This window comes from Flavihumibacter solisilvae, from assembly GCF_000814475.1.
GTDB lineage: Bacteria > Bacteroidota > Bacteroidia > Chitinophagales > Chitinophagaceae > Flavihumibacter > Flavihumibacter solisilvae.
Window position 1 is genome coordinate 1 of the sequence record NZ_JSVC01000040.1, and the last position, 12199, is coordinate 12199.

The following is a 12199-nucleotide window of genomic DNA, read 5'->3' on the forward strand; positions in this document are numbered from 1 at the left end:
TGATAAATAACACTGTAAGTCATTGTAGAATAAATGATCTTGATAACAATCCAAAGTTCCATATCTGTTTGTAGCTCTTCGAGATTACTATATATCTAATTATTAGAGGGCGACTTCACCGAAGTCTGTCTTCCGAAAATTAATTTATGAAAAAATACAGATGTCGTGAACATTCAGGGAAACTGATCGAAGATATTAACGCTCACAAAAATAAATATCGGTAAATAAAGCAAAAGGACTAATCCTGGGCTTTCCATTCTTATGAGCGTACGCTCTCCCATATGCTAAAATATTAACATGATCTGGCTTATCTTATCGACTCTAAGTTCTCTCCTTTCAATATTCCTATGGATACGCGAAGAATTAAATAATTCCAAATTCAATCGAAGCAAACTTGCATATCCCATTGTCTTCATACTACTTTCTCTAATTGCAATTTATCAATACTTTCAGCTAACTGAAATTAAGGAAATAAAAACGGAGGCAGCAGTAATATCTACCAACTGGCCAAAGCTTGAAGAAATCAAGTTTATTACTAAGGGGGAACGACTTGGTATTATATTAGCCTGTCAAACATTCCTTGAAAAACACAAATCGCGATTTCCAGATACTTATTCCGATTTTCAGGCATTAAAAAAAGGACGATTAGGAGACTATAAGTCAAAAACTAACTCTTCCGACAAATATGCTGAATATGAAGATCTTGAAGATGTCTGTGGTGCAGCAATAACTATTATAAATAATCTCAAAAAATAGTGGATACTGGATATACTTCCAGAGGAAATTAACCCCGATCGGTTACAGGAATCCTGTAAGCTCCCCTGTAAGCTTCCCTTAAAACTAGGCCATTGTAAGTACCCCATATATCAGACAGCTTTTTGGTAGAGCAAATCGCTCTTAGTTGTCATCATTCTCCATTCTGTAGGAGTAAGGTTATTTAATGACTCATGTGGTCTTCGGTTATTGTATTCTTCAATCCATTCGGATGTCAGGTCCCGGATTTGTTCCAGGTCAAAGAATATATAAGCATCTAAAATCGCTTCCCGGTATAGACGGTTGAAGCGTTCAATGTAACCATTCTGCATAGGTTTTCCTGGCTGTATATACTGTATGTTGATTCCATTTTCTTTGCACCATAGGACGAAGTAAGTTGAAGTGAATTCCGGGCCGTTGTCTACCCGGATGGTTACAGATTTACCTCTTTGGGATATTATCCTTTCGAGGTCCGTATTACTCGTAGGGCAGACAGGGACGTATCTATCTCGATGGCCAATACCTCACGGGAACAATCATCGATGACGTTGAAGGTTCTGAACCGTCGGTTACCCACCATGCTGTCGCTCATGAAGTCCATGCTCCAGGTGGCGTTTACAGCCTGTTGCTTCTGCAATGGTTGCTTCACCCGGGCAGGTAGTCGTCTTTTGCCTTTCCTGCGTTTGTTCAGCTTTAAAAGCTTGTATACCCGGTAAACCTTCTTGTGGTTCCAGGTATGTCCAGCCCTTCGCAAATAGGCAAACAGTTTACGGAAGCCGTATGAAGGATGTTTAAAGGCAAGTTCCTGCAATGCATCGACTACGTCCTGATCATCCATTTTGCTTGAATAATAAAACTGGGAACGTGGAAATGAAACAATCTTACAGGCCCTGGTCACAGAAATACCCTGCTCGCGCACGATTTCTTCTGTCACCTGCCTTTTTGTGGCAGGGCCCAGCCTTTTTTTGTGAAAAGGTCTTTGAGTATCTGGTTATCGAGGGCAAGGTCGGCAAACATCTTTTTCAACCTGGCATTCTCTTCCTCCAGGTCCTTCATACGCTTGACGTCACTGACTTCCATGCCGCCATACTTGCTTTTCCAGTTATAAAAAGTGGCCTCGGAAATACCATGCTCTGCAAATCTCCCGGGTAGGAATCCCGCTTTCCTGTTTCTTAAGGATTGCAAAAATCTGTGTTTCTGTAAATCTTGTCTTTTTCATCTTGAACAGTTTAAAATTAATAGAATTCTCCAATTTTAAACTGTCTGTTATTTAGGGACACTTACACTTGGGTTCTACTAAATTTAACGGAATATGGCAAAAAGCCGAAACCAACAATAAAACATGTACTTCAACTGCAAAGAATGGTATTGAGGTGAAAATTGGTTGGATTTTGATCAGTCCACTCAGTTTTTTCGAAGATCCTGTCTTCACGCAATTGAGAGGGGATTGCGGCGTTTATTTCTTCACCCTTGTAAAGTTATAGGTTACAAAGCTCCATCGGTCTCCACGTTTCACGGTTTTTAGCTGTAATGAATCAGAAGTGTAGCTATAGTCAAATATTGTACCTGTGTAATTATAGGATCCCCAATTGTTATACACCTGATAATTGATAATGCATTTAGATACAAAAGGAGTGTATAAACTAAGGTAGGTAGAGGGGCGGTCATATAATATGGGCAAAAACATCACATTGCTACCACCATGGATGTAGGTAAGTTTAAAAACAAAAGGGAAATACCACAAAAGTTTCCTGATTGGATTGTTGATTGTAGTAGTTTTTAGCAATAGTTGATCATAGAGTGTGGGATTGCTATTATTATCGAAATGATATTCTTCAAGCTTGTTGAGCATCGTATCGCTAGCATCTTCGTAAAAAAGCTTTATAAGGACATTGTCTTTTGGATTTCCGCCGTATTGTAAATGATAAATTTGTTGAAGTTGATTTGTAGACGAGTAGACCAACGAGTCGTATTTTCTTTCTACGTTGCCATCTGTCAAATCACTGAAATACGGATCGTTGTTTTCACGGTATTTGTTAGGCGAACTTTTGTAAAATATCCTGGAGCATTGCCGGTTTGAGCCGTATTCAAATATCATTGAAGCTCTTCGGATAGAACCATTAACATCCTTGTATTCTGAAATAACATAGCTCATAACGTCATTTTTGTATATCACATAGCAAGGTGTTGTTCGTCCCCACGTAGAAGGTCTGTAGAATTTGATGAGTTTATGGCTACTGTCATATTCAAAATTGAACTCCTGACCTTCTGAAAATTCGCCGTTAATACTTGTCAGAAGAAACATTGAATCAGCCTTAGCTGGTTCTTCAACTGGAGGTGTCAGAGGGGGAGTCTCAGGTTCATCTTGTGATTTTTGGCATGAGGCCATGAAGATGACCATAAGGAGGATAGCCAGTCTTTTGGTAACAGTCATATTAAATTGTTTCTACTATTGCGAATAAGGTTAGGTCCGTAAATTTTAATACTGGCGAAAGTAATTGTTCTACCGCAGTAGTGCAACTGATCAGTTATTTTTATTTGTCGATTCCCCAATTATCTTCACCTCTTCAAACTTGTAATAGTTGAGCATTTCCATGAAACCCTTCCTGGTCAAACTTCCCCGTGTCTTAAACCCCTAAAAACTGGACAAAAGGTCGATATTGGTTAGATAGTTTTTGTGTGTTTCACCGCTGGTGGCAAAGGTAGCCCCGCCTCCAGAAAAGTAAAGGCTATACGGAGCGGCGATGGCATGCCCTACATGTTCCAAGATCGCCGGCCTTGACTTTTCTTCCGGCTTTGCGGCTAATGGTGGCCCAAGCGGTTCAACTGAACGGTAATGCTCATCCCATACCTGCATCGGGGTTTTATTACCCAGGCTGCCATGCAGACGTTGTTCATTGTAAAACTTTTTCCAGCGGTTCAGCGCCAGGCCTGCTTCGTAGATGGATTCAAACTCATAGCGCTGCTCCACGCTGCGTTCCAGCAGAGAATGATAAGCTTCGATAAATGCGTTCTCTTCCGGTGTGGCCACGCGTGTAAACTCCTGGTTAATGCCTTGTTCCTGGAGAAACTCCCGTATCAGATGTGCGATAAACTGGCTGCCATTGTCTTTTCGTAAAGTAATGCCCTCCACCCGGTGTTTGGCGAGGATCTGGCTCAAAAGCCAATTCACCTGGTGTTTGCGCATGCGCCACCAGAGCAGTTGGCCCAGTTTACGACGACTGTATACGTCCAGCACTGTTAGCACCAGGGCGTTGCGGCCAGCTCCGTGGATATGCAGGTACTTGATATCCATACAGAGTTGCTTCATCGGTGCATCTGCCTGTTGAGTGTAGAACTGTACAAATTTGCGCCCTGTAGTCTTGCTGGTAAATTTGCTGCTGTACAACAAACCACTTTCCGTCATCAGGCGGTAAACCTTTTTTTCATTGATGATAAAACCTTCGAACCGCAAACTTGCAGTCATCTTCTGATAGCCGTAATCCACAAACTCAATGCCCAGATAAAACTTGATGGCAATGACAACGCTGTTATTGGCCACCACAGTCCCGTCCTGCATCACAGTATGGGTAGAGGGTTTACGCCCCTGTTGTCCACTGTAACTGATTTGAAAATTCAGTCCAGTCATTTAGGGGGCTAGGACAGCCTTATATCTCTTAATCTTAAAAGTTGATAAATACATTAAATAGGGGGAGAAGCAACAATACATACTAAGTATATCGATAAAAATATAAAAACGAAATTAGTCTTGTCAATTAAAACACCGATAACTACAATAATTTCTATTTCAAAGTATAACAAATGATATTGTGACCCGTTAATTCGCACTTGAAAACACATCACTTGCATATTTTCTAGACGCACTTATTTCATTCCAATTATTCAGATATAGCCTCCCGCTCCCCATATTGAATTAATCAGATCAGCTGGCTCTCAGCCGGAGATGCTTCGCAATTACGAACAGGGTTTCAAAATTGGCTGCTTGTAGTTGCGGCACCCCAGCTAGAAACTGCACCTTCGGTCACATCCATCGCTTTGGCAAGCACCTTGTTGTATATCCATTTCTCTGCAAGTACAGCCTTTATTCGGTTACCTGGGTATCTTAATTATTATTCTGGCTTGCCCCCTGAATATACCATTGCTTAATGGCTATTTCAATACTAACATCACAATAAGTCGCCTTTAGACGACTATAAAAGTTGATTCTCCGACTGTGGGATTATCAGTAGGTAATGTTATTAAATGCTTTAAGATTCAACTTCCATAGGCCTGAATTCATTGGAAAATGGCTACAGGAACTTGGTTTCAGGTGTGGTAAAATGGTATCGGTCCAAGCCAACGAAAATCAATTGATCATTACCGTTGATCAATAAATATACCTGCCGGATATAACAACAAGGTTTGGAAGGAATGTAACCAATGGCTTCAACATTGTCAACGGGAAAAATCCCGGTTCATTCCTTCATACTCACACTTATGCACACATGTACACATTTGTGTAAAAATTAAGTGTAAACCCCGATTGCAGAAATCAAAATCACTTACTAGTTTAACCGAATTCTTCGAATAAGAAAGCTTACCTCCCCGGACGGACAGAATCCGTGTAGCAAATGGCTGGTGAATGATAACCTCCTAAAGAAAACATCCCTACCCCTGAATACAGCAGTGCAACCAGGCTTGTCGCGTTAGCATGGAAGATTTTTGTTTTCAACTTAACAACATATGCTACACAAACATTCTACTATGTACAGCACGGCCACAAAAGTGGCCTTTGCTGTGGGATTGCCCATCGGACTGGCGGTCATCCTTTGGCTGGGGCCAACAGATGTTTACAGGGGATTGGGTGACTCCTTACTGGAAACTATTTTATATTCAAGACCTATCGTGCCACTTATCGCGGCATACGTAGTTGGACTATGGCTTGCGAGTGAAAAAATCCCGGAACACCTTCGAAATGGATTCAACCTGGTAACCACATCATTCTTCTTCTCGCTTCAAGTCAATGGAGTGTTTTGGGCAACGGTGGTAGTAGTGATGTTAAAACCAAGGAGGTGGTGGGAAAATCTTCATGAATTTATGGCTCAGCCAATGCTATGGTTTAATTGCAGTGTTGCCCTGGCTACATTCACAATAGGCTACCTGATCTGCTGGATCACCAACAAGAAAATGTTTTCAGACTCACAGAAACCTCGGGGCTATTATGACTTCGAATAATTCATCCCGTATATCGAGTACACATCTGTGTCAAAATACCGTGAAAACACGGGTTGCGGATATTGAAGCCCGTTTCTATCTTGCTTTTATGATACAACCACTTCCACCAATCCTCCAGTTTGTGTGTGATGCCCAGGTTTTTAACCTTTCCAAACTGGACTATTATTGCGCCTTTCCAAGAGGTGCCATCAGCAGGGCAATCAAGGGCAGGAAACCGCTAACAGACAGGCAGCTCCAAAAGCTCGCCTTTGTATTCCGGCTCACGAAAATTGGTCCACAGTGGGTAATTGAAAAACAACTGCAGGAACTGCAAAAGCGTGAGTAAACGCGGCGAGGAAACTGATGTCCTGATTTTGCAAAACCCGCATTTTGGGCGAAAAATCCCGCATTTTGGGCGTGTTTTGAAACCGAGTTTTGAGGACCCGCAGTAACGCTCACCTGATTAATCCTTCCCTGAAAGACCACTTACGAACTTTTTAAGCCCGGTTTCGCCGTTTTTTTGGTTGTCTGTGCCAGGTGCTTGGAAATTTCATTGTCGGTGTTTATAGTTATCCTAAATAAATTTTTATGACAGATAACTATATCATCATCAAAGACGGTCGATACGTGCACCGGGTAGCATGTGAATCCATTCTCTATGTTAGTGCGAATCGCCATTCCTGCGACGTGCATACAAGTACCATTATGTACTCAGTAAGATGCAGCTTTATGGATTTGCTCAATGGCCCTTCGCGCAGGTACCTCACCCAGGTGCATCGCTCCTTTGCAGTAAATATGCAAATGGTAACCGCATACAGCCGCGACGAACTATTTATCCATATCCACCGCATTCCAGTTGGCCGTGCTTACTACAAAGAAGTACGTGGCCTGTTCGTGAATACGACCTGATTAGCGGCAGTTTGCGAACTGCAGCACCAGGCCGGCCGGACTGTCACGTGGCATTGTGGGAGACGTGACCCTGCATCGCCTTCCGGAATGCCTGGTAAGCTGTAAAAAGTAAACTGCCAATTCAGATAAGAGATTCCCGGGGCAGCCCTCTAAGAGCCGTGAAAGAGCCGACTAAGACAAGAAACAGAGCAGATAAGAACTACAAAAGCACAGTCCGAGCACAGTAAAAGCACGAGAAAAGCACGGAGGAAGCACGAGAAAGCACGAAGAACAGTGCACGAACGACACGGACATGTATGCACGAACGACAGGTTCTGATTGCTCCAACGGTAGAGTTTCACCGCTTTTACAGGACTCCGGGAGTCAACAAGTAAAATCCATTCTTAACGTAAAAATCTATTTCAGATGGCAACATCAAGCATCAATTTGCTCACCCATGGTTACCAGGGTAAGGTTGGTGATCAGTTTGTGTTCAGGAACAAGGCAGGTAAGTCCATTATGGCTGCCAAGCCCAAGCCCCGTAGAAAGGCAAAGACCGTTGATTCGGAACTAACCCAGGAGGCGATACAGGAGAACTTTAAAAATGGTACGATCTACGCAAAGAGAGCTATGGTGGACGAAGAACTGAAGCCTCTGTACGAGGCAGCACGTCGTCCGAACCAGACACCGTACCATATCGCTTTCATGGATTGGATGAAAGCCCCGAAAGTGAAGGATCTCAGGCTCGACGATTATGACGGCCAACCCGGTCAAAAGATCGTTGTACGGGCAACTGACAACTTCAAAATAAAGGCTGTAAAATTCATCCTGCGTTCCCCTGACGGTACCAAACTCGAAGAGGGTGAGGCCGTGCTGAACCAGAATGGTGTTGACTGGACATACACCGCCCAGGTTCAAAACCCGAGCGTGCCAGGTACCATCCTGAAGGTAATAGCATTGGACCTCCCGGAAAATCAAACTTCGCTGGAGAAAGTCCTGTAACCCGTTTTGAATCCAATACCTATGGAAACATTATTTCATCATCTTTTAAAAACTATTTCATCATGAAACAATATGAAATTGATCGAATGAGCCTGACCGAAAGGGCCGCGGCAGAAACACCGCCTTTCTTCGTGAAGCTGCGCAACGTGGGCCTTGGACTTGCGGCCATAAGCGCCGCCCTTCTGGCTTCGCCGGTAGCACTCCCGGCAATTGTATCCACCATCGCCAGTTACCTGGGCGTGGCTGCTTCGGTGGCCAGCGCCGTGGCACAGGTGGCCGTAAAAGGTTGACCGATGGAACTGCTACTGGAACGCGAATACCACTCGTCGGGCACGAATGGTATCCTGAGCTGCGAAGAACGGTTTCTCTGCTTTACCATCGAGCTGCCATGGCGCGGTAACGTGCGACTTAAATCCTGCATCCCCGAGGGCCTGTATCAACTGGTTCTTCGTTTCAGCGAACGACATCGCTACCACCTGCAGGTGAAAGACGTACCAGACCGTAGCCTGATCCTGATCCACAAGGCCAACAATGCCCTGAAGGAATTGCAAGGTTGCATTGCGCCGGTCAACGAACTTTTGTCGCCCGGTATCGGGAAACAATCGTTCGCGGCATTCAAAAGCCTGATGGAAAGGGTGCGCAGCTGCATGGATAAAAGAGAACAGGTCTGGCTGCGTATTAAACGGTTATCGAACAGGTATCACAGTTAGTTGCATAGTGTTTTAGCCATATCCATCCCCCCGGCTATTCCTGGCCGGGGGTTCATTAAACATTTTCAAAACAAGCAAAGTGTCGGTACAAATTTCACATGAACGGATCGGCAAGATCAACCTGCGGCAACTGGCCAAAGAAGATCACCCGGAGACCAGCCTAAGCCTGCGTGCTGTTTACGAGGCACAGGCTTTCCTGGGCAATATCCGCATGCTGGAATTCAACACATTTGCCGACCCGGTTCAACTCTTCAGTTATGAGTTGCAACCAACGGTTACACTCAGGAAGCGACATAAGGTACCCGGACTGAAACTGCTGATCATGGTGGAAGGCAGTATGGTTTTGCAATTAATTGATACCAATAAGGTCAGCATGACCCAGGGAAGGCTTTTCCTGATGAAGGCGGATGACTATTCAATCGTACTTCCGGAGAACAGCAAAGTGAGTTACCTGCTGTTCCGGATGGACAAACTGACGACACGTATGGAATGGAGCCAGTTTCCCGAAGGACGGTTTGACCTGAACGCCAGCATGCATGCTTACCTGCACGCCATGGTACAACCCTTCATGTGCCCAGGTTCGCCGGAAGACTGGCTCGCGATCCAGCTTATCAACCTGCTAAGCGATTTACGCATCAATATCGGGTCCGGGCAAAAGAACGGGAAGACCATGTTCGACTATGTACTGGCTGCAGATAGAGTTATCAGGCAGCACCTGCCGGAAAACCTGACGACTGATCAAATCGCAAAGCTTGTTGGCCTGTATGATAACGGTCTTAAGCGGGCATTCTCGAAATATTACAACATGGGGATGGCCAAATACCAGAACCTGCTGCGGGTTGAACACGCAACGCACCTGATACTGCATACAGACATGAGCCTGGTGGAGATCCAGCTAAGCTGCGGCTTTCTCACCGACGATACTTTTCGAAGGAATTTCTCTGAAGTAACCAAATTAAATCCAGCCGCCTGGCGAAAAAAATATAAACCATGAGTACGCTCAAAGAACAAATCAAGGAAGTGGCAAAGCATGCCAACCTGACGCCCAGGGCCGCAGATCTGCTGGGGAGGTTCTTCCTGAAGGTAACAACCGACGAAGAGAGCCAGGAACTGGACGATTGGATGCATGAGAGCCCGGCCAACGACCAGCTTTTCGACCTGATGCTGGAATTCAATAAAGATGGTACCGGTGCCGCCTACCTGCGCCTGCTCAATAAGGTGACAAAGAAGCCGAAGGTAAAACGGAGGTTCGGAGTGGGTTCCTGGATATTGTTCATTCTCCTGGGATCGTTTGGCATATTCTGGATTGAAACTTTTATCCCTTCGCGTCCATTGTCGACCCTTTTTATGGGTTCGATGGAAACCAGTTTTATTGACCTCACTGCTGAAACTGGCGATACAACAAAGACAGTTTGGTTGTTTGACAGTACGCGAATTGAACTATTGCCACACTCGAAACTGGAGTACCCAAACGACTTTCCCAAAAAACCTCGAAGGGTTAGGCTTACGGGCAGCGCGAAGTTTTATGTTCACAAAGAAAAAAAACCGCTTTGGGTAGGAACTATTTCCGGCAACCTGGGGCTGGAGATTCATGAGGGAGTTGTTACGCTGCTGGCAGAAGGTGGAAACATCACAGTACAAGACAAACAACAATAAACTAAAACGTTTCCCTTATGCCAGTTACAGAACTCATATTACCCAACGGTACAAGGCGTGATCGTGTTCCCATCTCGATGATCCGGTACATCGAGGTCAACAACAAGCGCTGTCGGATCGTAACGAATGACACTGAATATTTTATCACTTCTTCATTGCGATCGATGGAATCGCGTTTGCCCGAAACACAGTTTGCACGTATCCATCATAGTTACCTGGTAGGAATTGAACATATCAAATTCGTAGGAAAGCAGGAAGTTGATGTAGGAACAAAGGGTCTTCCAATCTCGAAAAGGTTTCGCCCCGCGCTAATCAGGAAGTTGACCGCCAGGAACCGGTGAATCCTATCCTATCCATTTATTTAAACCATTAAAAAAATCATCAAATGGCCATTTCAAAAAATAAGCTGCTGAAAAATGTCAGTGGCAAAATAGGCAACTCATTAGTCGTCAGGCAATGCGGCGGCAAGACAGTTATTGCTGCGGCGCCCACCAGACGTAAATCAAGGTCAGACCCGGCGACAACAAAGCGACAGGAAAGATTCCGCGCAGCTTCGAAGTATGCACATTTCGCACTGAAGGACCCCGGGCGCAACGAAATTTATGCCGCCGCATGCCGTGGCAACCAGAAGCCATACCACATAGCAATCCGTGACTACTTCAAGGCTCCGGTCCTCTCCGACCTTCGAACTTCCGAATACCACGGATTAGCCGGCCAGCCACTCATAGTGCGTGCGACGGATAACTTCATGGTAACCAGGGTACAGTTTGCGCTGTTGGCGCCAAATGGCAGCTTCATGGAGACAGGTGAGGCGTTGCCCGACATAAACGGAGTTGACTGGGTGTACATCACCCTGGTAAACAACCGTTCGTTGAAGGGCACATTAATAAGGGTGACTGCAGAAGACCTGGCGAAAAATAAGACAACGCTGGAAGTTGTGTTGTGATGGTTTTCCCCCGGCTGTTGGCGCCGGGGGAACTTTTCAACTTATAAAACTTAATTAATGGATTCGAACAAACAAAAAATTAAAGACATTATGGGGTACTGCACCATTAGCCCCAGAATGGTCACAATACTTGAGCGATTTTTTCTCAAAATAGCCAGGGATGAAGAAATCAAGGAGCTTGATGACTGGATGCACGAATGCCTGGAACACGATCAACTATTTGACCTGATGATTGATGAAAACCGCGACGGATCACTGTCAGCAATAATCCCGATGCTCAGAAAAATAGCTAACAGGCAGGCAGGCACAGAAAGCCGGGCGAAAAAAATTATGCGTTTATTGTTTGGGGAAAATAGTTAGGAAACTCAACATGCAAAAACAGTTAAATAAGCTTTATGATCTCTATTAAAAGAATGATCAAACACACCTTGGCACATACCAAGCTAACGCCGGAGGAAGCAGATCTTTACCATCGCCGCTTCCTGGATATCATGACCACTAAAGAAGAAAATGAATTTACTGAATGGATGGCTGAGGACCCTGCCCGTGAATTCCTGTTTGGTCTTATTTGTCTCTCCCGTGACCGGGATGAACATTTTTTAACTACGCGCAAGATCAAAAAGCGAGTAAATGCGGCTGCCTTGTGGAATCGCTTTAAAACTAATGTGTACAAACACTTCGTCCATAAACCTTCCTCCGAATCTGCAGGAGAATCACCCTTCCATTGGCCTGTGGAAAAGCGCAGACAAATAAATGATGCGACCTTGCGCCTTCAGATAAAAGACACGTTGGCATATACACAAATATCTCCTATCGTGGCTGCAACAATCAAGGAGTTTTTCCTAAATCCCGAAATGCCTGATGAGAAAGCTGACGGAATTGATGACTGGTTGCGCGAAAGCAACGTAAATAGTCAATTGTTCGACCTGTTCTGCGACCTAAGCCGCCGAAAGCCTGGAGTTTTTGAGAGAGCATTTCGGATGGTGGAAAGGGTTGCAGAACGTGGAAGCTGTAACAATGAGAACTTCATAAAATCTCTAATTGATTAACC

Annotated in this window: 15 protein-coding genes and 1 pseudogene; 13 read left to right on the top strand and 3 right to left on the bottom strand. The window is 44.6% G+C overall.

What is annotated here, in order from left to right; all coding sequences use genetic code 11:
• Positions 1–297: 297 nt before the first annotated feature.
• On the top strand, positions 298–756 hold the full coding sequence (locus OI18_RS22325; protein WP_039144248.1) for a hypothetical protein: 459 nt from the start codon (positions 298–300) through the stop codon (positions 754–756).
• 110 nt (positions 757–866) lie between these two features.
• Here the strand turns inward: OI18_RS22325 and OI18_RS22330 are convergent.
• The 3 genes and pseudogenes from OI18_RS22330 to OI18_RS22345 form a co-directional block, all read right to left on the bottom strand.
• Positions 867–1972 (bottom strand): annotated as a pseudogene (locus OI18_RS22330) (IS3 family transposase).
• A 237-nt stretch (positions 1973–2209) separates the two neighbouring features.
• On the bottom strand, positions 2210–3187 hold the full coding sequence (locus tag OI18_RS22340; protein WP_039144250.1) for a hypothetical protein: 978 nt from the start codon (positions 3185–3187) through the stop codon (positions 2210–2212).
• 201 nt (positions 3188–3388) lie between these two features.
• Complete coding sequence (locus OI18_RS22345; protein ID WP_052273494.1) at positions 3389–4381, bottom strand: DDE-type integrase/transposase/recombinase; 993 nt, start codon at positions 4379–4381, stop codon at positions 3389–3391.
• Positions 4382–5475: 1094 nt separating this feature from the next.
• Between OI18_RS22345 and OI18_RS22350 the strand changes: the two genes are divergently transcribed.
• The 12 genes from OI18_RS22350 (at position 5476) to OI18_RS22400 (ending at position 12197) form a co-directional block, all read left to right on the top strand.
• Positions 5476–5967: a hypothetical protein gene (locus tag OI18_RS22350; protein ID WP_152616937.1), complete on the top strand. Its 492-nt coding sequence runs from the start codon at positions 5476–5478 to the stop codon at positions 5965–5967.
• A gap of 88 nt (positions 5968–6055) precedes the next feature.
• On the top strand, positions 6056–6292 hold the full coding sequence (locus OI18_RS22355) for a hypothetical protein (protein WP_152616938.1): 237 nt from the start codon (positions 6056–6058) through the stop codon (positions 6290–6292).
• A gap of 242 nt (positions 6293–6534) precedes the next feature.
• Positions 6535–6855 carry a LytTR family DNA-binding domain-containing protein gene (locus tag OI18_RS22360; protein ID WP_039144256.1) on the top strand — a complete coding sequence of 107 codons (321 nt, stop codon included), beginning with the start codon at positions 6535–6537 and terminating at the stop codon, positions 6853–6855.
• A gap of 405 nt (positions 6856–7260) precedes the next feature.
• Positions 7261–7836, top strand: coding sequence for a hypothetical protein (locus OI18_RS22365; protein WP_039144258.1), 576 nt, complete (start codon positions 7261–7263; stop codon positions 7834–7836).
• 62 nt (positions 7837–7898) lie between these two features.
• Positions 7899–8126 carry a hypothetical protein gene (locus OI18_RS22370; protein WP_240312825.1) on the top strand — a complete coding sequence of 76 codons (228 nt, stop codon included), beginning with the start codon at positions 7899–7901 and terminating at the stop codon, positions 8124–8126.
• Between the two features lie 3 nt (positions 8127–8129).
• Positions 8130–8546 (top strand): DUF5675 family protein, encoded by a 417-nt coding sequence (locus OI18_RS22375; protein WP_039144261.1) that lies wholly within the window; start codon positions 8130–8132, stop codon positions 8544–8546.
• Positions 8547–8625: 79 nt separating this feature from the next.
• Positions 8626–9540 carry a helix-turn-helix domain-containing protein gene (locus OI18_RS22380; protein ID WP_039144263.1) on the top strand — a complete coding sequence of 305 codons (915 nt, stop codon included), beginning with the start codon at positions 8626–8628 and terminating at the stop codon, positions 9538–9540.
• Positions 9537–10202, top strand: a complete 666-nt coding sequence (locus tag OI18_RS22385; RefSeq protein WP_039144265.1) for a FecR family protein — start codon at positions 9537–9539, stop codon at positions 10200–10202. Before OI18_RS22380 ends, OI18_RS22385 begins: the two co-directional genes overlap by 4 nt.
• 17 nt (positions 10203–10219) lie before the next feature.
• Positions 10220–10543 (top strand): LytR/AlgR family response regulator transcription factor, encoded by a 324-nt coding sequence (locus OI18_RS24345; protein WP_072039066.1) that lies wholly within the window; start codon positions 10220–10222, stop codon positions 10541–10543.
• Positions 10544–10587: 44 nt separating this feature from the next.
• On the top strand, positions 10588–11148 hold the full coding sequence (locus OI18_RS22390; RefSeq protein WP_039144266.1) for a hypothetical protein: 561 nt from the start codon (positions 10588–10590) through the stop codon (positions 11146–11148).
• 117 nt (positions 11149–11265) lie between these two features.
• Positions 11266–11508, top strand: coding sequence for a hypothetical protein (locus tag OI18_RS22395; protein ID WP_152616939.1), 243 nt, complete (start codon positions 11266–11268; stop codon positions 11506–11508).
• A gap of 35 nt (positions 11509–11543) precedes the next feature.
• On the top strand, positions 11544–12197 hold the full coding sequence (locus OI18_RS22400; protein WP_152616940.1) for a hypothetical protein: 654 nt from the start codon (positions 11544–11546) through the stop codon (positions 12195–12197).
• The last annotated feature ends 2 nt before the right edge of the window (positions 12198–12199 follow it).

Bases quoted from the DNA above. Each gene is read 5' to 3' on its own strand.
- OI18_RS22385 (WP_039144265.1), top strand. From the start codon at position 9,537: ATGAGTACGCTCAAAGAACAAATCAAGGAAGTGGCAAAGCATGCCAAC.
- OI18_RS22345 (WP_052273494.1), bottom strand. From the start codon at position 4,381: ATGACTGGACTGAATTTTCAAATCAGTTACAGTGGACAACAGGGGCGT.
- OI18_RS22350 (WP_152616937.1), top strand. From the start codon at position 5,476: ATGCTACACAAACATTCTACTATGTACAGCACGGCCACAAAAGTGGCC.
- OI18_RS22365 (WP_039144258.1), top strand. From the start codon at position 7,261: ATGGCAACATCAAGCATCAATTTGCTCACCCATGGTTACCAGGGTAAG.
- OI18_RS22395 (WP_152616939.1), top strand. From the start codon at position 11,266: ATGGTCACAATACTTGAGCGATTTTTTCTCAAAATAGCCAGGGATGAA.
- OI18_RS22370 (WP_240312825.1), top strand. From the start codon at position 7,899: ATGAAACAATATGAAATTGATCGAATGAGCCTGACCGAAAGGGCCGCG.
- OI18_RS22375 (WP_039144261.1), top strand. From the start codon at position 8,130: ATGGAACTGCTACTGGAACGCGAATACCACTCGTCGGGCACGAATGGT.
- OI18_RS22400 (WP_152616940.1), top strand. From the start codon at position 11,544: ATGATCTCTATTAAAAGAATGATCAAACACACCTTGGCACATACCAAG.
- OI18_RS22340 (WP_039144250.1), bottom strand. From the start codon at position 3,187: ATGACTGTTACCAAAAGACTGGCTATCCTCCTTATGGTCATCTTCATG.
- OI18_RS22360 (WP_039144256.1), top strand. From the start codon at position 6,535: ATGACAGATAACTATATCATCATCAAAGACGGTCGATACGTGCACCGG.
- OI18_RS22390 (WP_039144266.1), top strand. From the start codon at position 10,588: ATGGCCATTTCAAAAAATAAGCTGCTGAAAAATGTCAGTGGCAAAATA.
- OI18_RS22355 (WP_152616938.1), top strand. From the start codon at position 6,056: ATGATACAACCACTTCCACCAATCCTCCAGTTTGTGTGTGATGCCCAG.
- OI18_RS22325 (WP_039144248.1), top strand. From the start codon at position 298: ATGATCTGGCTTATCTTATCGACTCTAAGTTCTCTCCTTTCAATATTC.
- OI18_RS24345 (WP_072039066.1), top strand. From the start codon at position 10,220: ATGCCAGTTACAGAACTCATATTACCCAACGGTACAAGGCGTGATCGT.